The sequence below is a fragment of the Sphingomonas sp. Root720 genome (genome assembly GCF_001428605.1).
Classification (GTDB): Bacteria; Pseudomonadota; Alphaproteobacteria; order Sphingomonadales; family Sphingomonadaceae; genus Rhizorhabdus.
This window is the reverse complement of the sequence record NZ_LMID01000011.1, coordinates 919,790-939,719: the sequence shown is the minus strand read 5'-3', so window position 1 is coordinate 939,719 and position 19,930 is coordinate 919,790. Positions and strand designations below refer to the sequence as shown.

The following is a 19,930-nucleotide window of genomic DNA, read 5'->3' as shown; positions in this document are numbered from 1 at the left end:
ACGGTCTCAGTCGGTCAGCGCCCGCATCTGTCCGCGTCCGGTCAGGAACAGCAGCGCCATCACCGGAAAGGACAATCCGCTGATCAATGCGATCGAATAGCCGACCGCAAGAGGATCGCGCATCACATAGTCGGTGACCAGCCCGGTCGACAGCGGCCCGAGCCCCGACCCGACGATCGCGCCGATCAGGATATAGGTCGCCGTGACCCGCCCACGCACCGCGGGCGGCGCGATCTTCTGCCAGGTCGAATAGGATGCGGCCGAGATCGTCCCGAACATCACGAGACCGCCGCTGAGCATCATCAGGGCGACGTTCGGCGACGCGACGAAAAAAGCGCCCGCGAACAACGGCGTCGCGATCAGCGAAGCGATCCCGGCGACGAGGAAATAGGCGTCGGTCCGGCCGCCGCGATAGATGCGATCCATGAGCACGCCGCCGAGGAAGGCGCCGGACGCCCCGGAAAGGCCGACGATCAATCCATAGGTCCAGCCGACATCGGTCGCCGACCATTTGAAGACGCGGATGAAGTAGGTCGGCGTCCAGGCGGTGATCGCGTAGCTGACGAAGGCGGCGATGCCGAAGCCGCCATAGGCCAGCGAAACCAGACGCCAGCGTCCGCGCAGGAAAGCGGCGACGCTCGCCTGGGCGGGCCGCGACCGGATCCTGCGCAGATGTTCGGGCGATCGCGGTTCGTAGATGGCGAAGGCCAGGAAGGCCACGATCACGCCGGGCAGGCCGGTGGCGATGAGGACCGCCTGCCAGGGCGCGGTCGCCCCGATGATCGGAAGGTCGACGACCGGTTGTCCGGAGAAAAGGCTGACGACCCAGCCGCCGACGGTCAGCGCCACGCCGCCGCCGATGTAGAAGCCGGCCGAGTAGACGCCGAGCGGCGTCGCCACCCGGTCGCGCGGGAACAGGTCGCTGATCAGCGACACGGCGGTCGGGCCCATGCTGGCCTCGCCCACCCCGACGAAGGTGCGGCCGATGAACATCTGCCAGAAGTTGCGCGCCAGCCCGCAGGAAGCGGAAGCGACCGACCATATCGCGATGCCGGCGAACAGGATGATCCGGCGTGGATAGCGATCGACCGCCCAGCCAATCGGCAGGCCCGCGACCGCGTAGAGCAGCGCGAAGGCCAGGCCCTGCAGCAGGCCGAGCTGGGTGTCGGTCAGCCCGAGATCCTGTTTGATCGGGTCGACGAGCAGCGCGATGATCTGCCGGTCGAGGAAGGAAAACAGCGAGAAGATCAACAGGATGCCGACCGAGCACCAGGCCGCCACCGGCCGATAGGCGGGACTGTCGGCCAATGCGGGAGCAGCCGCCGATCCGGACGCCCCTCCGCCGCCGAGGTCGGGCTGGTCGAGGGGCGGCGGTTCGGCCAATCGGGTCATTCGGACACCTGCTCCCGGAACGGAAAGGGCCGCCGGACGCCTCGTCCGGCGGCCCCCGCCTTGGTCAGAACTTGAACGAGACGGTCGCCCCGTAGGTCGCCGGCATGCCCGGGAAGCGGACGATGACCTCCGACACGCGGATCACGTTCGTCCAATAATATTTGTTGAAGATGTTCTTGCCCCAGATGAACGCCTTCCAGCGGCCGTCCGCATCCTCGACGCCGAGCTGGCCGTCGACCAGCATGTAGTCCTTGATATCGAACGGCTCGAGATTGGGCTGCGGCGTCGGCGGCGTGAACACAGCCGAGGTGCTGCTGCGGTAGGAGACGTTCACCCCGACAAAGCCGTTGAGGCTGCTGCTGACCGGCCGTTCATAGTTAATGTCGCCGTTCACGCTGTATTTCGGCGTGAAATTGAACGGCGATCCCGACTGGTCCTGCAGGACGCCGTCGACCGTCTGACCGGTGTAGCGGAGGATCTTGCTCTCGATATAGGTGCCGCTGGCGCCGAGGGTCAGTCCGTCCATCGGACGCAGCGTGGCCGAGGCCTCGAAGCCCTTCAGACGCGACTTGGGGATCGTGTCCTGGGCGTTGATGTTGCCGAACGGCGGGCCGACGAAGACGCGGGCGCGCAGTTGCTTGTTGGTATAGTCGTAGCGGAACAGCGCCGCTTCGAAGCGGAACAGCCGGCCGAGATTGAAGCGGCCGCCCAGTTCATAGGCCGTGAGCTCTTCCTGGACGACCGGGTTGTACGCAACGTTGTCGGTCGTGTTGAGCGTCGAGAAGTTGCCGGCCTTGAAGCCGCGGCTGACCCGCCCGTAGAGCAGCGAGTTCGACGAGGGCTTGTAGTTCAGGTTGACGTTCCAGGGGACATTGTCCTGCTTCAGCGTGCGGTTGGCGAAGCCCGGGGTCAGCAGCGGCAGGCCCGCCGTATCCTGCTGTTGCGTCGCCGCCGTCGTGTAGAAGGAATAGCAGTCCCCGGCCCGGAGCTGCGCGATCGGGGCCAGCCCGGCGCCGCCGCGGAACGTGTTGACGAGCGCAGTATAGCCCGGGCCCGAGAAATCGTCGATCGGCGCGCCGCAGCCGCGGAACTTGCGGGTGTCCTCGCTCAGGCGAATGCCGCCCGACACGGTGATCCGGTCGGTGATCGGGATATCGATACTGCTGAAGATCGCCCAGTTCTTGATCCGCTGACGCGCGAAGATCTCGCCGCCGTTCGACGTGAAGCCGAACAGATTCTGCACGGCCGACGCGTTGCGGAGGAACTGCGCGACGTCGTCACTGGTGCGGTCGCGGCCATAATTGGCGCCGACCAGCCAGTGGACGCCGGAGAAATCGGCGGTGAAGCGGATTTCCTGCGCGAAGGACTTGATCGTACCGCGCTGGAAATTACGGAGATTTTCCGACGCCGCCGTGCCGTCGAACTCGGCGTTCTGCTCACGCTTCAGATGGGCGTAGGAGGTGATCGACGTCAGCGCCAGTTCGTCGTTGAGCTGCCATTCGGCGCGCACCGAACCCTGGTAGAACTTGTCGTCGCGATCGAAATCCTGGCCCGCGTCCCAGTCGGCCCGGCGGGCGTTGCTGCCGGGCAGGAGACCCGGGCGAGTGACGACCGGATCGGTCGCGGCGGTGATCCGCGCTCCGGTCCGCGCGTTGATCGGGCAGCCCGGCAGGCGGCCGACCGGGGCGCTGCAACTGGCGGGGTTGCCGGCATCGAGCACCACCAGGTTGCGGTCGACATTGAACGAATTGCCCGGAAAGACCGAGACGAGCTGCGGCGCCACGGTGTCCGACTTGTCGATCCAGCCATTGGCGTTGAACGTCACCTTGAAGGTCTCGGCGGGCTCCCATTCGACGATCGCGCGGCCAGTGAAGTTGCGGACCTTGCCGAGGCCATCATCGCGGGTGAGGCTCTGCTGCCAGGTGTCGCCGAAGCTGCCGCGTACCGCGACGCGTGCCTTCAGGGTCGGCGCGAGCGGGCCGCTGACGAAGCCTTCGACATTGCCGCGCATGAAGCGGCCGAGCGTCGCCGAAATACCGGCCGAGAATTCGTCGGTCGGCTTGTTGGCGATATAGTTGATCGCGCCGCCGGTCGAGTTCTGGCCGTAGAGCGTCCCCTGCGGACCCTTCAGCACCTCGACCCGCTGCAGATCGAGCGTGGTGCCCTGCGTCATCACCGGATAGGCGAGCGGAACTTCGTCGACATAGATGGCGACCGAGGAGCTCGAACCGATCGACGGCTCGTTGATGCCGACGCCGCGCAGCGTGTAGATCGGCGTGCTGAAGCCGCTGTCGCTGACCGACAGGCCGGGAACGAGCTTAGACAGGTCCCCGACATCGGTGAAGTTGCGGGTGCGCAGCGCCTCGCCGCCGATCGCGCTGATCGACATGCCCACGTCGGACAGCAACTGTTCGCGGCGCTGCGCGGTCACGACGATCTCGGCCGTGTCCGTATCGCGAGCCGAAGCCTGCGGCGCGACATCCTGCGCGAACGCGCCCATCGGCATCGCGGCCAGCGCCGATGCCGAGAGCAGCAGAATCTTTCTGGAAATCATGCGGTCCTCCCCAATGCCTGAACGGGTATTCTTCGACCCTGAGATTTGCGGCGGACGAACGCGTCCGACGATGCTTTCTTAGACCAACGCGCTCTTTTGCCTTCCCCGTTTCGATTATCGGATGAGAGCTTCATTTTGGATTTCGGCGCATCCCCCCCGCGCTATGCGCGCATGCTCGCGCGCGGAAGAGATTGTGGAGAAAATCCGCGGGATTTTCGCTGAAATTCCGTCCGAAGCGATCCGCCGGCGGGGCCGTATCGTCCCGGTGCGTTCACATAGTCATTTGACGGCATGCGCACCGAACAGGATGCGGCGCGCTTCGTCGTCCATCATCGCGTGGTTCTTGACGACGGGGCCGCCGGTGAAGTCCGCCATCGTCGCATAGGCGCGCTCGACCGCCGGGCGTTCGCGGATCGACAGGAACCAGCGCTTGAGGTCGGGCAAGGCGTCCAGGTCGATCTGGTCGCGGCGGGCATGGGCGAAGATCCACGGGAAGCAGGCCATATCGGCGATCGAATAGGCACCGGCGATATAGTCACGGCCCTGCAGGCGACGATCGAGCACCGCGAGCAGCCGCTCGTTCTCGGCCCCGTAGCGCTTGAGCGCATAGTCGATCGGCTCGGGCGCGTAATTGCGGAAGTGGACGATCTGGCCGCCCATCGGGCCGAGGCCGCCGACCTGCCAGAACAGCCATTGCAGCGTCTCCATCCGTCGCACCGGATCGGCCGACAGATGCGCGCCGAACTTCTCGGCGAGGTAGATCAGGATCGCGCCCGATTCGAAGATCGCCAGCGGCTCGTCGGAAAAGGCCGGCGCATGGTCGACGATTGCCGGAATGCGGCTGTTCGGCGAGATGCGGACGAAGTCCGGCAGATATTGCTCGCCCCTGCCGACATTCAGCGGCGTGAGCGTGAACATGCCGCCGACCTCTTCCAGGAAGATCAGGATCTTCTGCGCGTTCGCCGACGTCCAATAGAACAGCTCGATCATCCTCGCCTCCATGTTCCGGCTGTGGTGGTGGAGCATGCGCACAGCCGGCGCCCGCGCGGCAAGGGCAGGCGGCGGAATGGCAAAGGCTTGTCGCGGAAACCTAAGCCATTGGCGGTGATGGGACCCGGCCGCGCCCGCTAAGCCATGGCCGACCGATCATGGCGCAGGAGACAGACGGTGAAATTCGGCCTTTCCATCCCCACCCTCACCGGTTTTCCGCGCGCCACCGAACCCCATGGCGGATGGAAGATCCGATGGGAGCGCACCTATGAGCTCGCCGCGCTCGCCGAGGATCTCGGTTTCGACCTCGGCACCGTCGGTCATCACCGCTTCACCCCCGAGCGTATCGACTCCCCGCAGCCGATGGTCGCGCTGGCGGCTCTGGCGGCGCGCACCTCGACGCTGCGGCTGTGCACCAACATCTGCATCCTGCCGCTGCACGACCCGCTCGATATCGCCGAGCAGGTGGCGATGGTCGACGAGATATCGAACGGTCGGATCATCCTCGGCGCGGCGATCGGCTATCGCCCTTATGAATTCGAGCAGATCGGCCTCGACTACAAGAAGCGCGTCGGCCGGTTCGAGGAGGCGATCGCGATCCTGCGCCAGGCGTGGAGCGACGAGCCGGTCCGCTTCGATGGGAAGCATTTCACGGTGAACGGCGCGGACGTCAGCCCCAAACCGGTGCAGAAGCCGTCGCCGCCGATATGGATCGGTGCGCAGGTCGACGGCGCGATCGCGCGCGCCGCGCGCCTGGGCGACGGCTGGCTGACCGACAATATCGAAAGCGCGGCGTCGCTGGGCCCGAAGATCGCCAGGTTCCGCGCGGACAGCCGCATCGCCAGCCGCCCGGGCGCGGTCGCGCTCAACCGCAAGATCGGCATCGCACCGACCCGGCGGCAGGTCGAGGACGAGTGGCTGCCGCCGATCCTGGACGTCTATCGCGATTATGTCCGCCTCGGTGTTCCGTTCGACGAAGCCTTCGTTGCCAAGCTCGGCTCGGGCAAGCGCCTGCGCCTGTCGGATCTGCCGCCCGACCAGATCGTCGGCGGCACGCCGGAGGACTGCATCGCGGCGCTGCGATCCTGCGTTGCCGCGACCGATTGCGACTATCTGATCGTCGACTTCGGACGCGGCGCGCATGGACAGGATTATGCGCGGCTGCGCGCGCAGATCGAATTGTTCGGGCGGGAGGTGATGCCCGCCTTCCGCTGAGCGTCGCGCTCAGGCCGGTTCGAGCGCGACGACGGGAATCGGCCGTGTCGTGCTGTTCTGGTAGGTCGCATATTGCGGCGTCTTGGTCTCGGCGAAAGCCCAGAGCTTCGCCCGCTCATCGGAATCGAAGTCGAGGAAGCGGGCCCGGCGCAGGCTGGTCCTGCGGTCGACGATGATCTTCGCGCGCGGATTGGCGCGCAGATTCTCCATCCAGAACGGATCGTTGGTCTTCGCCCCGTTCGATCCGATCAGGTAGATCAACCCGTCCATCTCGACATAGGGCATCACCGTCGACCGCTCGACGCCCGACTTCCGTCCGATCGTGTAGATCATCAGCACCGGCATCGGCGGAAAACCGACCATCGCCGAGAAGGTCTTCATCAGCAGCGAGAAGCCCGTCGTCCGGACCAGGAACTTGTCGATCTTCTTGCCGGTATCGCCACGCATGAACTGCACGAACTGCTTCCCGGGCCTGGTCCGGATCACGCTGGCCAACATTCCGCTCGCTCCCTTGTCCCGTGAATAGGCCGCGAGCGCTATCATGGCCGCATGGGCCGCCGCCATCCGACGACGGCCTTTTGCTCCAACGCCCAAAGAAGTCGCCACTTCCCTTAAAAGGCGCACCGGCCGCATTCGCCGCGGATGCGATACCCAATGGCCGAACGCCCCATGGGAAGATCGACATGACCAGCGACACCTTGCCGAACGAGATAGACCGGCAGCTGACCGATCCCGCCTTCTTCGCGGGGGGCGGGCATCACGAACTGTTCAGGCGCCTGCGCACCGAGGAACCGGTGCGCTGGACCGACGGCACCGCCGCCCGCCCCTTCTGGTCGGTCAGCCGCCATGCCGATTGCGTCGCGATCCTGAAGGATCCGCACAGCTTCAGTTCCCGTCTCGGCGGCCTGATGCCGCTATCCGCGCGGGAGCCCGACGAAGCGGAAAGGATCGCCGGCGGCTATGGCTTCATCCCCACCCACACCGACCCGCCCCGCCACATGACCCTGCGGCGGCCCTTCAACAAATTCTTCTCGGCGCCGACGCTCGCCCCGATGCTGGGGCGCGTCCAGCGATGCGTCGACCGCATCATCGACGAGATCCTGCCGCGCGGCGAATGCGATCTGGTCGACGATGTCGCCGCCCAGCTGCCGACCCGGATCGTCTGCGAGATGATGGGCGTTCCCGAGCGCGACCAGGAACGCATCCGCTATCATTGCGCCGCCTTCCTCGGCGCGCAGGACCCCTTCTACCAGATCGACGGCGATCCGCTGAAGACGCAGCAGACCAACATGCGCGCGCTGTTCGACTATATGTTCGAGCTGGCGATGCGCCGGCGCGGCGCGCCGACCGACGACTTCACCAGCGTGATCGGCAATCTGGAGATCGACGGCGAGAAGCTGAGCGAGCGCGACGTCGGCTGGTGGTGTTTCTCGATCGTCGCCGCTGGGCTGGAAACGACGCGCGACACCGTTTCGATCGGCATGCTCGAATTGCTCAACACCCCGAGCGAGATGGCACGCCTGCGCGACCAGCCCGAGTTGATGAACCTCGCGATCGACGAAATCGTGCGCTGGGTGAACCCGGCCATGCACAAATTCCGCATCGCCACCCGCGACGTCGAAATCGGCGGCAGGACGATCCGCGAGGGAGACTGGGTGGTGGCCTGGCTCGTGTCGGCCAACCGCGACGAGACCGTGTTCGAAGATCCCTATCGCTTCGACGTCGGCCGCAAGCCGAACCCGCATCTCGGCTTCGGCGTGGGCGAGCATAGCTGCATCGGCCGGCATCTCGCCCGCATGGAAATGCAGCTCATGATCACCGCGCTGCTCGATCATGTGCCCGACATGGAAGTCGCCGGACCTTGCGAGTGGCTCGTCTCGAACAAGCACACCGTGCTCAAGAGCCTGCCGGTCCGTTTCACCGCAAAGCCGCGCATGGCGGCCTGAACCAACAGCAGGGAGGAACGAGATGGCAAAGCTGCTCGAAGCCCGCAGCCGATTGTCCGCGATGGTCGCGGACGGGCGGCAGCCCTTCGGAATCTTCATATCGTCGCTCGATCCGGCCTCGACCGACATCATGGCCGATGCCGGCTTCGATTTCGTGATGCTCGACGGCGAGCATGGCCGGTTGGGCCGGATCGAGGTCGAGCAGCATGTCCGCGCCGCGCGGGCCGGCGATATGATCGCTTTCGTGCGCATCCTCGAAAACGCGCCCACGCTGATCCAGGCGACCCTCGACGCCGGTGCGGACGGCGTGATGGTGCCGCACATCGATACCGCGGAACAGGCGCGCGCGGCGGTCGCGGCGAGCCGCTACGCCCCGCGCGGCCGGCGCGGCATGTGCCCCGCCTGCCGCGCCGGCCGCTACACGCTCGAGGGTTGGCCCGAACATGTCCATGCGTCCGACGACAATGTCATGGTCATCCCGATCCTCGAATCGCGCCAGGCGATCGAGAATGTCGAGGAGATCCTGGCCGTGGACGGGATCGACCTGGTGATGTTCGGTCCCGGCGACCTGTCCGCCGACATGGCGATCGATTTCTCGACCCAGGGCCATCTGATGGATGCGGCGTGGGAACGCGCGCTGGCCGCCACCCGGGCCGCGGGCAAGCACATGCTCGCGCCGGCGGGCTTCACCTATGACGATGCCGACATGCTGATCGTCGAAATGGAACTGATGCTGCTGCGCCGGACGGTCGGCCGCCTGGTCGCCGATCATCGCGCGGCCGGTGACGCTCCCCGCCACGCCGCCGAAGGACGAGGATGACAAGCGACATGGAAGCCCCGTTCCAGACCAGCGCGCTGCGCGACGGCCTGCCCTTCGGCGCCGCGATCACCGGCCTCGATCCCACCCGCCTGTCGGACCCGCGGGTCCGCGAGGCGCTGCGCGAGATATGGACCGACAAGGGGGTTCTCGTCTTTCACGGATTGGAGGGCGAGGACGTCCATCTGGAACTCAGTCGCGTGTTCGGCACCCTGGTCCAGCACCCGACCCGCGAGACGCGCGCCGCGCATCCCGAACTGATGACGGTGCGCTACCGGCCCGAGACCGGCTGGCTGATCGACGTCGACGGCGAGCTGCGCGGTACCTGGCTGCCCTGGCATTCGGACCTGATCTATGTCGACCGCATCAATCGCGGCGGTATCCTGCGCCCGCTGGTGTTGCCCAGCAGGCTCGGACAGACGGGCTTCATCGACAAGATCGGCGCCTATCGGACGCTGCCCGATGCGCTCAAGGCGCGGATCGAGGGATTGAACGTCATCTACAAATATGACCTCGACGCCGCCCACCAGCGCTTCGGCCGTACCACCGACGCGAAGATGGTGCGGATCAGCCCCGACGTCGCCAGCATCCAGGCCCGGCTCGACGACTTTCCGCGCGTGATCCACCCGATGGTCTACGAACAGCGCGAGACGGGCCGCAAGGTGCTCAACGTCTCGCCCTGGTTCGCCGTCGGCATCCAGGGAATGGAGACGGCCGAGGGCGACGCGCTGCTGGCGGAGGTCGCCGACCATATCGTCCGCAGCGAAGAGGTCTACCTTCACGACTGGCAGCTCGGCGACATGGTGCTGTGGGACAATTGGCGGGTGCTGCACAGCGCCACCGGTTGCCCGCCCGACGAGGAACGGTGGATGCTGCGCACCACGATCGAGGGGGATTACGGCCTGGGCCGGACCGAGGCCGACGCCGCGATCGACCGCAGCGACTACATCACCGTCTGACCGCCGAACCGGAGACCATCATGGCAAGCATCCTCATCACCGGCGGGACCGGCCTCATCGGCTGGTGCGCTGCCGAAGCCCTGGTCGAGCAGGGCCACCGCGTCGTGGTCTATGATCTGAAGCCCAATATCGCGAACATCGCCCATTTCGGGGAGCGCGTGACGGTGGTGTCGGGCGATGTCACCGACCTGCCCAAGCTGCTGCATGTCATGCGGCAGAACGCGGTCGACCATGTCCTCCATCTCGCCGCCTTCATCACCGACCAGGCCAAGCTCGATCCCGCCGGCGCGTTCAAGGTCAACGCGGTGGGCAGCGCCAACATCTTCGACGCGGCGCTGGCGCTCGACGTCCGCCGCGTCGTGTGGACCAGCAGCGTCGTCGCGTTGGGCGTTGGTTCCGGCTATGACGGAACCCCGGTCGACGAGGACTACGCCACCGTCTCGCGCTCGCCTTATGGCGCGTCGAAATGGGGGTGCGAGGTTATCGCCGACGGCTATCGCGATCTCGGCCTCGACGTGGTCGGCATCCGCCCCGCGCTCAGCTATGGCCTCGGCCGGCTGACCGGGGGCACCGGCGTCTTCAACAACGCGATCCGCGAAGCCGCGCTCGGCCGCGCGACCGGCATCATGGCGTCGCCCAGCGGCCTTCACCAGCCGATGTACAACCGCGACATGGCCGGCCTGCTGATCGAGGCGATGCTGGGGCCGAAGACCGAACATGCGATCTTCAACGTCCCGGCCGAACATGATTACAGCGACACCGAGATATTGGAGATCGTCCGGCGGCTCTGCCCCGGCGTCGCGGTCCATACCGATCCGGTACCGGCCTATATCCCGGCCATCCCGCTCGTCGACGGCGGCCGGGCGCGGCGCGAGATCGCCTATACGCCGCGCTACAGGCTGGAGGACGGCATCCGCGAGATGGTCGATGCCTTCCGGCGCGAGGGAGGCTGAGCTCCTCCCGCCCATCGCGCCATCGCCGTTGCCGAGCGACCTGGGTTCAGCGAACCTGGGTCTGGTCCGCGCGGAAGTCGACCGGGGCCTTGTACCAGGCGCCCTCGTACAGCGCACGGACGTCTTCGGCGACCTCGCCCATGCCCACGAGCCGCGCCCGCTTGACCGCCGGCCGCGCTCCCATCGCGTGGAACCAGCGCGCGACGTGCCGGAAATCGTCGAGCGACTGGCCGTGCATCGGGTGGAACCAGGCCCAGCCCCAGCAGGCCATGTCGGCGATGCCGTAATCCGCCCCCGCAACCCATTCGCGATCGGCGAGGTTGCGATCGAGCACGCCGTAGAGACGGGCGCATTCCTTGACATAGCGGTCGGTCGCATAGTCGTTGCCTTCGGCGGCGTAGCGGCGAAAATGATGCGCCTGCCCCGCCATCGGCCCGAGACCGCCCATCTGCCACATCAGCCATTCGAGGGCGCGGACCCGATCCGGGCCCGAGGGCGCCAGGAAGCGCCCGGTCTTCTCGGCAAGGTAGATCAGGATCGCGCCGGACTCGAACACCGATTGCGGCTCGCCTTCGACATCATGGTCGACGATCGCCGGCACCCGGTTGTTGGGGCTCACCTTCAGGAAATCGGGCGCGAACTGCTCGCCCTTGGTGATGTCGATCCGGTGGATCCGATAGGGCAGCTCCAGTTCCTCGAGGAGGATGGCGACCTTCCAGGTGTTGGGCGTCGGGAAATAATAGAGATCGATCATGGCTCAGAAGTCCAGCGGGAGGCCGATATGACGGCGGTAGATCCTGTCGCGATGCTCGATCAGGATCGGGTCGAGCGCGGCGGCGATTTCGGGGCCGGCGTCGGCATAGCGGCTGTGGAGCGCCTCCGGCATCGGCGCGTCGGCGATCGGCAGCGGCGCGATCATGTTCGAGAAGCAGGCCCAGTGCAGGTCGCAGCCGCCCACCCGGTCGCCGACCAGATAATCCGATCCGGCGGCACGCTGGGTGTGGAGCCTTCCGGCGAGCATGCCGAGGATCGCGACGATCCGGTCGACAGCCTCCCCGGCGGCGGCAGCCGTATAGCCATATTGGCGACACATGTGCAGGACGTGCGGCGGCGCATCGGGCGCCACGTCGCCTGGTCCGAAATTGTCGCGGAACATCAACAGGCGCCGCGCCCAGCCGAAGCCTTGCGGGGCGCAGATCTCGGCCGAGATGCCGATCGACAGCGCGCGATCGATCGAGGCATCCGGCAATAAGGATGGTCCGGTCCCGATCCGCTCGGCGAGCATCAGCAGGTCGAGCCAGTTGCTGACCGGCGGATCCTCGTCGCGCATCGCGGTCGGCGCATTGCGCGAGCCCGTCCAGGCGACGAGATCGTCATTGGGTTCAAGTATCTTCTGCTCGACCGGATGATAGGGTACGCCCCGCGCCTTGAAGATCGCCTTGGCGGCCTCGCCCCAGGGCCCCGGCACATGGGCGGACAGCACCAGCCGCAATCCCGGCATGGCGCGCGCCTCGTCAACGCTCAGATATTTCATCTCGCTCCTCTCCCATCGGCGGGCGCAGTCTGCCCACCTGCGCGGCGCCGCGCCACCGGGCGGGCGGCGATTGTACCGATTGAACAACAGACGATCGATATCGCCAACGGGCCGGCGCTGCCGCCGGGCCGAGCCTGCCATAACCTGCGCAACGATCCAGACGGCCAGGGCCGCAGTGCAGGAGAGACAGGTGAAGAACCTCAAGGACAAGATCACACTCGTTACCGGCGGCGGGGCCGGCTTCGGACGCGCCATCGTCGAACGCTTCGTCGCCGAGGGTGCGAAAGCGATCGTCGCCGACATCGACGAGACGGCGGGCAAGGCCACGGCGGCGGCGGTCGGCGGCCATTTCGTCCGGACCGACGTGTCCGATGCCGCATCGGTGGAGGCGGCCATCGCCTTCGCGGTCGAAACCCACGGCCGGCTCGACATCATGGTGAACAATGCCGGGATCGAGTCCGCACAGGCGCCGATCCACGCCTGCACGATGGAGAATTGGCGCCGCGTGCTCGACATCAACCTCAGCGGCGTCTTCTACGGCATGAAATATGCGCTCGCCCAGTTCGTGAAGCAGGGCAGCGGCAATGTGGTGAACATCTCTTCGGTGGCGGGCATCGTCGCCTGCGCCAACCTGCCGCCCTATTCGGCGGCGAAGGCGGGCGTGTCGAACCTGACCCGCGAAGGCGCGCTGGAATATGCCAAGCTCGGCATCCGGGTGAACGCGGTCGCACCGACCGGCGTGATGACCGAGATGAACGAGCGGATGCGCCAGGTCGCGGACGATCCCGACGGCTTCGTCGATTACCTGACCTCGATGAACCCGATGCCGGGCACGCCGACCGCGGAGGACATCGCGGCCGCGACCGCCTTCCTGGCCAGCGACGACGCCCGCTTCATCAGCGGTGCGATCCTGCCCGTCGACGGCGGCTATACCGCCCAGTGACGGGTGCCGGGGCCGGACGGGATCAGCCCCCGTCCGGTCCCCGCATCGCCATGATGAAACGGGTCGTGGCAGAGGCGTGTCGCAACGGGATGCAGCGACCGTAATCCTCCGATTCCATGAACGCCCTTGCCCGGTCGAGCGAGGGGAATTTCAGGATGAAGAGGTGGTTCGCGGGCGGCGCGCCTTCGAACAGCAGAGGGCGATCGTCGCCCGACACCAGCTCGACATCGCCGAGCGCCGCGATCAGCGGAAGCGCGCCGTCCCGATAGCGGGCATAGCCCGCCGCGTCATGGACGTCGATCGCCCCGACCAGATAAGCCGCCATCGGGAGACTACAGCGTTGCCTGGTAGCGCTGCTCCAGCGCGACGAACTCGTCGAGCCGGGCTACGCGCATCAGCGCCAGGGGGTCGTGATAGGGGCCGGGATTGGCGGCGACATAATGCGCGTCGGTGCCCTTCTCCATCATGTCGCGGAAGACGGCGGCGACGGCGTTGGCCGCGACTCCCAGCGCGGTGCCCGCGAACATGGTGAAGGCATAGCCTGCATCGGCCAGGTCGGCGGTGGTGTAGCCGGGCGGCGGGCTGCCGCCCATGTTCATCACCGGCCCGTCGATAGCGCCGATCAGCCGGCGGGCCCACGCCATCTGCTCCGCGGGCGGCAGGCCGAAATAGGACTCGCCCTCGACCTGCATGATGATCGGCATCACCATGTCGGCGCCGGCCTCCAGGAACAGGTTGCAGCGCTCGACCACCTCGTCGAACGAGATGGTGTCGCCATCGGTGCGCGCGACGATGACGAAATCGGGGTCGGTCCGCGCATCGAGGGCCGCCTTGACCCGATCCACCGCCTCGGCGCGGCTGACGACCTTGCGCCCGGCGAGCAGCGGGCAATGCTTGGGCAGCGCCTGGTCCTCCAGGTGCACGCCGGCCACCCCGGCGCGTTCCATCTCCTGGATGGTGCGGCCGACGTTGAGGACGCCGCCGAAACCGGTGTCGATGTCGGCCAGGATCGGGATCGACACGGCGGCGGCCATGCGGGCGGCATGCTGCGCGATCTCGCTCATCGTCATGAGGCCCAGGTCGGGGGCGCCGAGCTGCGCCGCCTCGACGCCGAGGCCGGTCATGTGGATCGCCTTGAACCCGGCCTGCTCGGCGAGCCGTGCCGAGAGGGCGTCATAACAGCTGGGAGCGACGACGAGGCCCTTGGCCAGTTCGGCGCGGAGCTTGGTGGACATGCGCATGCAGTATCGGTCCTGTCTTGTCTGGATCGAGGGAAGGGATCAGGCGGCCGCACCGACCCGGCCGAGCGCCCAGTCGAGGCTGCCGCCCGCCTCGACGATATCGAGGATGAGCGGCGAGACCGGCTCGAACCGCCTTGTCGCGCAGCTGGTGCGGTTGGTTGCCTCGCCGCTGGCCAGATCGATCTCCAGCTGGTCCCCCGAGGCAGCGAAACTCGTGATGCCGGGGAAGGCCCATGTCAGGAAACCCTGGTCGATGGCGCCACGCTGGAACAGCGCGTTCACGCCCTCGCACAGCAGCGCGGCGATCCCCGCTTCCTTGCAGGCCATCACGGCGGCCGTGTAATAATGGGCATGGCCTCGGCCGAGATTCTCGCCGGCGATCACGATGTCGCCGGGGGCGACCGTGGCGCTGAACGCCGGGTCCACTTCCTCCATCAGATGCTTGCGGCACTCGGCCCAATCATGGCTCATGCCCGCCTTGTCATGTCGAGCCGAGACGATGTCGGTGGCGCCCAGTCCGTTGCCGAACACCCAGGCCTTTCCACTAAGCTTCATGGCTCGCCTCCATTGCGCGCGCGAGATAAGGGGCGGGGTCCGCGATCCGGCCCTCGATCGCCGACGCCGCCACGACGGCGGCATTGGCAAGCATCACTTCGGACTCCTGGCTACCCATGCGGCCCCGTAGCGTCTCGACCGAGGTCGAGATGCAGCGCTCCCCGTCGCCCAGTTTCAGCGGCGAGAGATTGCCGCTGTAGCAAGCGCCGCAGCCTGGCTGGGTGACGGTCGCTCCGGCGTCGAGGAACACCTCCAGCAATCCGGCATGGGCGGCCTCGCGGTGGGTGTCGGCGGAGATCGGTGTCACCACCAGCCGCACGGCGGGATGGACCTTGCGATCGCGCAGGACCTCCGCCGCCAGCCGCAGATCGGACAGCCGCCCGCTCGAGCAGGAGCCGATATTGGCGGCGGTCACCTCCAGCCCCAGCACATTGCCGAGCGGGCGAACCAGTTCGATGTCATGAGGCCCCGCGACCAGCGTGTCGAAGCTCGACAGGTCATAGTCGTAGGTGGCGACATAATCGGCATCGTCATCGGCGGCGACGGGCTCGAACCCCTCCCGCGCGCGACCGTCGAGATAGTCGGCCAGCACCTCGTCATGCGGGAAGACGATCGTCAGGGCGCCGATCTGCACCGCGCCGTTCGCGATCGCCAGCCGGAAGTCCATCGGCAGGCTCGCCACGCCGGGGCCCGAAAACTCCAACACCTTGCCGCCTACGGTCTCGCTCAGGTCGTCGATCAGCCGATAGACGACATCCTTGCCGTTCAGCCCCTGCGGCAGGCTGCCGGTCAGGTTGATCCGGACGCATTGCGGGACGATCATCCAGATGTCGCCGGTCAGGATGATCGGATCGACACCCCACAGGGCCGGCAAAGCGAAGCAGTTGGCCGCGCCCATCGTCGAGCTCTGGGTGTCGGCGCCGATGCAGACCGCACCGGGCAGCGCCCAGCCCTGCTCGACCGGGATATGGTGCGAAATGCCGTTGCGGCCGACATCGTAGATATTTTCCGCCGGAACGCCCTGTTCCTTCGCGAAGCTCTTTATCTTGGGATGCTCCTTGCCAGCCTGCTGCGGAAACCATTCGGGCTGGAAGAAATGGTCGAAGCAGAAGATCAGCCGCGACGGATCCCAGACCTTCAGGTTCCGCTTGCGGAACGTGTCGATGAAGGTCGTGCCGTCGAGGCAGGTCATCAGACTGACCTTCGCCAGCACCGCCGCACCTGTCTCGGCCCGCTCGATCCCCGCCGCTCGCGCCAGAATCTTGGCCGCCATCGTTGAACCCATGACGCGCTCACCCTCCTGCGGCGCCCCGGCCATCCGGGACCGCCATGATCGAGGACTAGCCTGTCTGCTTGGCCGGGGGGAGCCGGCTCGGCTTGCGAAATCCGGTGATCGCTTTGGCGCGCCGCTCGCCCGCCGCAGAAAGCCAAAGAATATGCCATTCTCGCAAATGTGTCTCGGTTGCGCCCGCCATCGGCCCTGTCATGCTGCCTGAAAACCCGGGAAAAGGATGTCCCCACGTGGAGACGGATGACGAGATGGCCGCCATGCGGGACAGGATCGGCCGTATCGAGGACCGCCAGGCGATCCACGATCTGCTGATGCGCTATTGTCGCGGCGTCGACCGGCTCGACCGCGACCTGATCCTGTCGGTCTATCATCCCGACGGCTGGGACGACCACGGGTCTTTCCGGGGATCTCCCGAGGCCTTCGCCGACTGGGTCCTCTCCGGCCATCGCGACACGGTCGCCTGCTGCACCCATTTCCTCTCCAACAGCCTGGTCCGCTTCGACGGTGCCGACGTCGCCCACGGCGAATCCTATGTCATCGCCGTCCACCGCCGGACGATCGACGGGGCGCTCCACGACATGATGGGGGCCGGCCGCTACATCGATCGCTTCGAGCGGCGCGACGGCGAATGGAAGATCGCGCGCCGCACGGTGATCGGCGACTGGGACCGGATCGATCCGGTCGACCGCCAATGGAGCGGACCGCTCACCGAGGCGCTGGCGCCGGGGCGGCGCTCGCCCGACGATCCCTCCTATGCGCTGGGAATGGCCGTCGCATGACGCGCCGCCGATCCGGCCCGGTCACGCCGAAGCTCGCCTCGCTGCTCGAAATGCTGCCGCTGCCCGCGCTGATGGCGGCCAGCGAGGCATTGACGCTCGAAGGCCATGGCTCGGTCGTCACCTATTCCCCGAAGGTGTTCATCCCGCTGACCCGACTGTGCCGCGACGTCTGCCACTACTGTACCTTCGCCAAGGTGCCGCGCGAGGTCGAGAAGCCGTTTCTGTCGCGCGACGAGGTGCTCGCCATCGCCCGGGCCGGAGAGGCGCTCGGCTGCCGCGAGGCGCTGTTCACCCTCGGCGACCGGCCCGAGGCGCGCTATGGCGCGGCGCGGCAGGCGCTGGCCGACAGCGGCCATCCGACCACCCTCTCCTACCTCGCCGAGATGGCGCGGGCGGTGGTCGAGGAGACCGGCCTGCTGCCCCATCTCAACCCCGGCCTGCTGACCGCCGCCGACTATGCCGCGCTCAGGCCCCATGCGGCATCGATGGGGATCATGCTCGAGAGCACGTCCGAACGCCTGTGCGAACCGGGCGGGCCACACCATGGATCGCCCGACAAGCACCCCGCGCGTCGGCTGGCCGCGCTGCGCGCCGCCGGCCGGGCACGCGTGCCGCTGACCACCGGATTGCTGATCGGCATCGGCGAGACCCGCGCCGAGCGGATCGAGGCACTGGCCGCGATCCGCGACATCCATCGCCGCCATGGCCATATCCAGGAAGTGATCATCCAGAATTTCCGCGCGAAGCCGGATACGCAGATGGCCGATCACCCCGAACCGTCGATCGACGAGCATCTCTGGACGATCGCGGCGGCGCGGCTGATCCTGGGGCCCGCGATGACCATCCAGGTGCCGCCCAATCTGCAGGCGCCCGAGACGCTCGCCGACATATTGCGCGCCGGCGCGAACGACTGGGGCGGCGTATCGCCGCTCACCCCCGACCATGTGAATCCCGAAGCACCCTGGCCGCATCGCGACCTGCTCGAACAGGCGACACGGGCGGCGGGCCGTCACCTCGTCGAGCGGCTCGCCATCGGACCGCGCCATGCGCTCGATCCCGCGCGCTGGATCCACCCCGGTCTCGCCCCGCGCATCTGGCGCACGGTCGACGGGCGCGGTCTCCCCCGGCCCGACGGTTGGGCGCCGGGACGCGGCGACGCGATTCCGGCGATCCTTCACACGGGCTCCTCGCGGTCGGCCTTCGACCGGGTGCTGTCCTCGGCCGGCAGCGGCGAGCGGCTCGACGAGGCCGACGTCGTCGCGCTGTTCCGGGCCGAAGGCGCCGATGTCGCCGCGATCGCAAACCAGGCCGATCGCCTGCGCCGATCCGCGGTAGGCGAGCAGATTTCCTATGTCGTGAACCGCAACATCAACTACACCAATATATGTCTATACAAATGCAGCTTCTGCGCCTTTTCCAAGGGTAGCACCCGTGCCGCGCGGGGCGCCGCCTATCGACTCGACCGCGACATGATCGCCGGCCGGGCCGCCGAGGCGGCCGAGCGGGGGGCTACCGAGGTCTGCCTGCAGGGGGGCATCCACCCGAGCTTCGACGGCAACACCTATCTAGACGTGCTGCGGACGGTCCGCGACGCGGCGCCGGGCCTGCATGTGCACGCCTTCTCGCCGCTGGAGATCATGCATGGCGCGCGAACGCTCGACCTGCCCCTGCCGCGCTATCTGGAGATGCTCGCCGCCGCTGGGCTCAACACCCTGCCCGGCACCGCCGCCGAGATCCTCGATCCGGAGGTGCGGGCGATCCTCTGCCCCGACAAGGTCACCGCCGACGAATGGGTCGAGGTAATGCGCGCCGCGCACCGGATCGGCCTGCGCAGTACCGCGACGATCATGTTCGGCCATGTCGACACCTATGCCCACTGGGCGCGCCATCTGCTCCGCATCCGCGACCTGCAGGAGGAGACCGGCGGCTTCACCGAGTTCGTTCCCCTGCCCTTCGTCCATATGGAGGCGCCGATCTGGCAGAAGGGCCGAGCCCGCTGCGGCCCGAGCTATCGCGAGGCGATCCTGATGCACGCGGTGTCGCGGATCGCGCTCCACGCCACGATCGACAATATTCAGGTGTCCTGGGTGAAGATGGGTCGCGACGGCGCGGCGGCGATGCTCCAGGCCGGGGCCAACGACATCGGCGGCACGCTGATGGACGAATCGATCACCCGCGCCGCCGGCGGCACCAACGGGCAGCAGTTCGGCCCGGAGGAGATCGGCGCGCTCGCGCTCAGCATCGGCCGGCCGCACCGCCAGCGGACGACCCTCTACGGATCGGCGGCGTGACCGCGGATGACGGCATCCCGAAACGCGGGACCGCAAAACATAAGAGACGGACGCGGCATCGCGGCGGCCCCGCCATTAGGATGCGGTAACCGACAAGGAAGGACTGGCATGGCCGCGACCGAACTCAAGCGCTATCAGATCACCCCGGACGGCTGGGAGCAATTCCTGGAGGTCTGGCGCCGCATCGTCACGGTTCGCCGTCGCCACGGCTTCGGCATCAAATTCGCCTTCGCCGATCGCGAGCAGAACATGTTCACCTGGGCGATCGACCATGACGGCGACTTCGACGCCGCCGCCAAGGCCTATTATGAGGATCCCGAGCGCATCGAGCTGGAGATCGTCGAACGCTACGTCACCGGCTTCGAGATCCGGAAGGTCGAGGTTCTCGACCTGCCCTGACGGTCGCGACCGCCGCCCCCCGGCACGTTCCCCGGCGCGCGCGTTTTCCACAAGAAAGCGCCGGTATCGCC

19 protein-coding genes are annotated in these 19,930 nt (G+C 67.1%); 9 read left to right on the top strand and 10 right to left on the bottom strand.

Annotated elements, in window-relative coordinates:
* Nucleotides 1–6: 6 nt before the first annotated feature.
* From ASE22_RS15080 to ASE22_RS15070, 3 genes are all read right to left on the bottom strand, one after another.
* Nucleotides 7–1,392 (bottom strand): spinster family MFS transporter, encoded by a 1,386-nt coding sequence (locus ASE22_RS15080; protein ID WP_082545502.1) that lies wholly within the window; start codon nucleotides 1,390–1,392, stop codon nucleotides 7–9.
* 64 nt (nucleotides 1,393–1,456) lie between these two features.
* Complete coding sequence (locus tag ASE22_RS15075; protein ID WP_056360982.1) at nucleotides 1,457–3,946, bottom strand: TonB-dependent receptor; 2,490 nt, start codon at nucleotides 3,944–3,946, stop codon at nucleotides 1,457–1,459.
* A 279-nt stretch (nucleotides 3,947–4,225) separates the two neighbouring features.
* Nucleotides 4,226–4,936: a glutathione binding-like protein gene (locus ASE22_RS15070; RefSeq protein ID WP_056361339.1), complete on the bottom strand. Its 711-nt coding sequence runs from the start codon at nucleotides 4,934–4,936 to the stop codon at nucleotides 4,226–4,228.
* Nucleotides 4,937–5,113: 177 nt separating this feature from the next.
* Here ASE22_RS15070 and ASE22_RS15065 point away from each other — a divergent pair, with 177 nt between their 5' ends.
* Nucleotides 5,114–6,151 carry an LLM class flavin-dependent oxidoreductase gene (locus ASE22_RS15065; RefSeq protein ID WP_056360980.1) on the top strand — a complete coding sequence of 346 codons (1,038 nt, stop codon included), beginning with the start codon at nucleotides 5,114–5,116 and terminating at the stop codon, nucleotides 6,149–6,151.
* A gap of 9 nt (nucleotides 6,152–6,160) precedes the next feature.
* Here the strand turns inward: ASE22_RS15065 and ASE22_RS15060 are convergent, their stop codons facing one another.
* Nucleotides 6,161–6,649, bottom strand: a complete 489-nt coding sequence (locus ASE22_RS15060; protein WP_162248223.1) for a nitroreductase/quinone reductase family protein — start codon at nucleotides 6,647–6,649, stop codon at nucleotides 6,161–6,163.
* A 185-nt stretch (nucleotides 6,650–6,834) separates the two neighbouring features.
* On the opposite strand from ASE22_RS15060, the gene ASE22_RS15055 reads away from it, so the two are divergent.
* The 4 genes from ASE22_RS15055 to ASE22_RS15040 are packed head-to-tail and all read left to right on the top strand — an operon-like array spanning nucleotide 6,835 to nucleotide 10,826.
* Nucleotides 6,835–8,097: a cytochrome P450 gene (locus ASE22_RS15055; protein ID WP_056360972.1), complete on the top strand. Its 1,263-nt coding sequence runs from the start codon at nucleotides 6,835–6,837 to the stop codon at nucleotides 8,095–8,097.
* 22 nt (nucleotides 8,098–8,119) lie between these two features.
* A complete protein-coding gene (locus tag ASE22_RS15050; protein ID WP_056360969.1) occupies nucleotides 8,120–8,917 on the top strand; it encodes an HpcH/HpaI aldolase family protein in 798 nt (265 codons plus the stop codon).
* Entirely contained in the window at nucleotides 8,914–9,873 is a 960-nt protein-coding gene (locus tag ASE22_RS15045) for a TauD/TfdA dioxygenase family protein (protein WP_082545498.1), read from the top strand. The genes ASE22_RS15050 and ASE22_RS15045 overlap by 4 nt, the downstream gene beginning before the upstream one ends.
* Nucleotides 9,874–9,893: 20 nt before the next feature.
* Nucleotides 9,894–10,826, top strand: a complete 933-nt coding sequence (locus tag ASE22_RS15040) for an NAD-dependent epimerase/dehydratase family protein (RefSeq protein WP_056360962.1) — start codon at nucleotides 9,894–9,896, stop codon at nucleotides 10,824–10,826.
* A gap of 46 nt (nucleotides 10,827–10,872) precedes the next feature.
* Here ASE22_RS15040 and ASE22_RS15035 read toward each other — a convergent pair whose 3' ends face one another.
* The gene (locus ASE22_RS15035; protein WP_056360959.1) at nucleotides 10,873–11,580 is read right to left on the bottom strand and encodes a glutathione S-transferase N-terminal domain-containing protein; all 708 of its coding nucleotides are present in this window, start codon (nucleotides 11,578–11,580) and stop codon (nucleotides 10,873–10,875) included.
* A gap of 3 nt (nucleotides 11,581–11,583) precedes the next feature.
* Complete coding sequence (locus ASE22_RS15030) at nucleotides 11,584–12,360, bottom strand: hypothetical protein (protein ID WP_056360955.1); 777 nt, start codon at nucleotides 12,358–12,360, stop codon at nucleotides 11,584–11,586.
* Between the two features lie 190 nt (nucleotides 12,361–12,550).
* Between ASE22_RS15030 and ASE22_RS15025 the strand changes: the two genes are divergently transcribed.
* Complete coding sequence (locus tag ASE22_RS15025) at nucleotides 12,551–13,303, top strand: SDR family NAD(P)-dependent oxidoreductase (protein WP_056360952.1); 753 nt, start codon at nucleotides 12,551–12,553, stop codon at nucleotides 13,301–13,303.
* A gap of 22 nt (nucleotides 13,304–13,325) precedes the next feature.
* Here the strand turns inward: ASE22_RS15025 and ASE22_RS15020 are convergent, their stop codons facing one another.
* From ASE22_RS15020 to ASE22_RS15005, 4 genes are read right to left on the bottom strand one after another with little or no spacing between them, the layout of a single operon-like run.
* A complete protein-coding gene (locus tag ASE22_RS15020; RefSeq protein WP_056360949.1) occupies nucleotides 13,326–13,628 on the bottom strand; it encodes a DUF1330 domain-containing protein in 303 nt (100 codons plus the stop codon).
* A gap of 7 nt (nucleotides 13,629–13,635) precedes the next feature.
* A complete protein-coding gene (locus ASE22_RS15015; protein ID WP_162248222.1) occupies nucleotides 13,636–14,538 on the bottom strand; it encodes an isocitrate lyase/PEP mutase family protein in 903 nt (300 codons plus the stop codon).
* A 45-nt stretch (nucleotides 14,539–14,583) separates the two neighbouring features.
* Nucleotides 14,584–15,099, bottom strand: a complete 516-nt coding sequence (locus ASE22_RS15010) for a hypothetical protein (RefSeq protein WP_056360943.1) — start codon at nucleotides 15,097–15,099, stop codon at nucleotides 14,584–14,586.
* Nucleotides 15,089–16,372, bottom strand: a complete 1,284-nt coding sequence (locus ASE22_RS15005; protein ID WP_200933182.1) for a 3-isopropylmalate dehydratase large subunit — start codon at nucleotides 16,370–16,372, stop codon at nucleotides 15,089–15,091. The genes ASE22_RS15010 and ASE22_RS15005 overlap by 11 nt, the downstream gene beginning before the upstream one ends.
* Nucleotides 16,373–16,620: 248 nt before the next feature.
* On the opposite strand from ASE22_RS15005, the gene ASE22_RS15000 reads away from it, so the two are divergent.
* From ASE22_RS15000 to ASE22_RS14990, 3 genes are all read left to right on the top strand, one after another.
* Nucleotides 16,621–17,169, top strand: a complete 549-nt coding sequence (locus tag ASE22_RS15000; RefSeq protein WP_056360938.1) for a nuclear transport factor 2 family protein — start codon at nucleotides 16,621–16,623, stop codon at nucleotides 17,167–17,169.
* Between the two features lie 50 nt (nucleotides 17,170–17,219).
* Entirely contained in the window at nucleotides 17,220–19,460 is a 2,241-nt protein-coding gene (cofH, locus tag ASE22_RS14995) for a 5-amino-6-(D-ribitylamino)uracil--L-tyrosine 4-hydroxyphenyl transferase CofH (protein WP_414886595.1), read from the top strand.
* A gap of 108 nt (nucleotides 19,461–19,568) precedes the next feature.
* Nucleotides 19,569–19,859 carry a hypothetical protein gene (locus tag ASE22_RS14990; RefSeq protein ID WP_056360933.1) on the top strand — a complete coding sequence of 97 codons (291 nt, stop codon included), beginning with the start codon at nucleotides 19,569–19,571 and terminating at the stop codon, nucleotides 19,857–19,859.
* Nucleotides 19,860–19,930: the final 71 nt, after the last annotated feature.

What these genes read in the sequence shown, in the direction of transcription:
- ASE22_RS14990 (WP_056360933.1), top strand. Translation starts at nt 19,569, where the DNA reads ATGGCCGCGACCGAACTCAAGCGCTATCAGATCACCCCGGACGGCTGG.
- ASE22_RS15060 (WP_162248223.1), bottom strand. Translation starts at nt 6,649, where the DNA reads ATGTTGGCCAGCGTGATCCGGACCAGGCCCGGGAAGCAGTTCGTGCAG.
- ASE22_RS15035 (WP_056360959.1), bottom strand. Translation starts at nt 11,580, where the DNA reads ATGATCGATCTCTATTATTTCCCGACGCCCAACACCTGGAAGGTCGCC.
- ASE22_RS15030 (WP_056360955.1), bottom strand. Translation starts at nt 12,360, where the DNA reads ATGAAATATCTGAGCGTTGACGAGGCGCGCGCCATGCCGGGATTGCGG.
- ASE22_RS15080 (WP_082545502.1), bottom strand. Translation starts at nt 1,392, where the DNA reads ATGACCCGATTGGCCGAACCGCCGCCCCTCGACCAGCCCGACCTCGGC.
- ASE22_RS15010 (WP_056360943.1), bottom strand. Translation starts at nt 15,099, where the DNA reads ATGAAGCTTAGTGGAAAGGCCTGGGTGTTCGGCAACGGACTGGGCGCC.
- ASE22_RS15015 (WP_162248222.1), bottom strand. Translation starts at nt 14,538, where the DNA reads ATGTCCACCAAGCTCCGCGCCGAACTGGCCAAGGGCCTCGTCGTCGCT.
- ASE22_RS15050 (WP_056360969.1), top strand. Translation starts at nt 8,120, where the DNA reads ATGGCAAAGCTGCTCGAAGCCCGCAGCCGATTGTCCGCGATGGTCGCG.
- ASE22_RS15005 (WP_200933182.1), bottom strand. Translation starts at nt 16,372, where the DNA reads ATGGCGGCCAAGATTCTGGCGCGAGCGGCGGGGATCGAGCGGGCCGAG.
- ASE22_RS15070 (WP_056361339.1), bottom strand. Translation starts at nt 4,936, where the DNA reads ATGATCGAGCTGTTCTATTGGACGTCGGCGAACGCGCAGAAGATCCTG.
- ASE22_RS15040 (WP_056360962.1), top strand. Translation starts at nt 9,894, where the DNA reads ATGGCAAGCATCCTCATCACCGGCGGGACCGGCCTCATCGGCTGGTGC.
- ASE22_RS15045 (WP_082545498.1), top strand. Translation starts at nt 8,914, where the DNA reads ATGACAAGCGACATGGAAGCCCCGTTCCAGACCAGCGCGCTGCGCGAC.
- cofH (WP_414886595.1), top strand. Translation starts at nt 17,220, where the DNA reads ATGCTGCCGCTGCCCGCGCTGATGGCGGCCAGCGAGGCATTGACGCTC.
- ASE22_RS15020 (WP_056360949.1), bottom strand. Translation starts at nt 13,628, where the DNA reads ATGGCGGCTTATCTGGTCGGGGCGATCGACGTCCATGACGCGGCGGGC.
- ASE22_RS15055 (WP_056360972.1), top strand. Translation starts at nt 6,835, where the DNA reads ATGACCAGCGACACCTTGCCGAACGAGATAGACCGGCAGCTGACCGAT.
- ASE22_RS15075 (WP_056360982.1), bottom strand. Translation starts at nt 3,946, where the DNA reads ATGATTTCCAGAAAGATTCTGCTGCTCTCGGCATCGGCGCTGGCCGCG.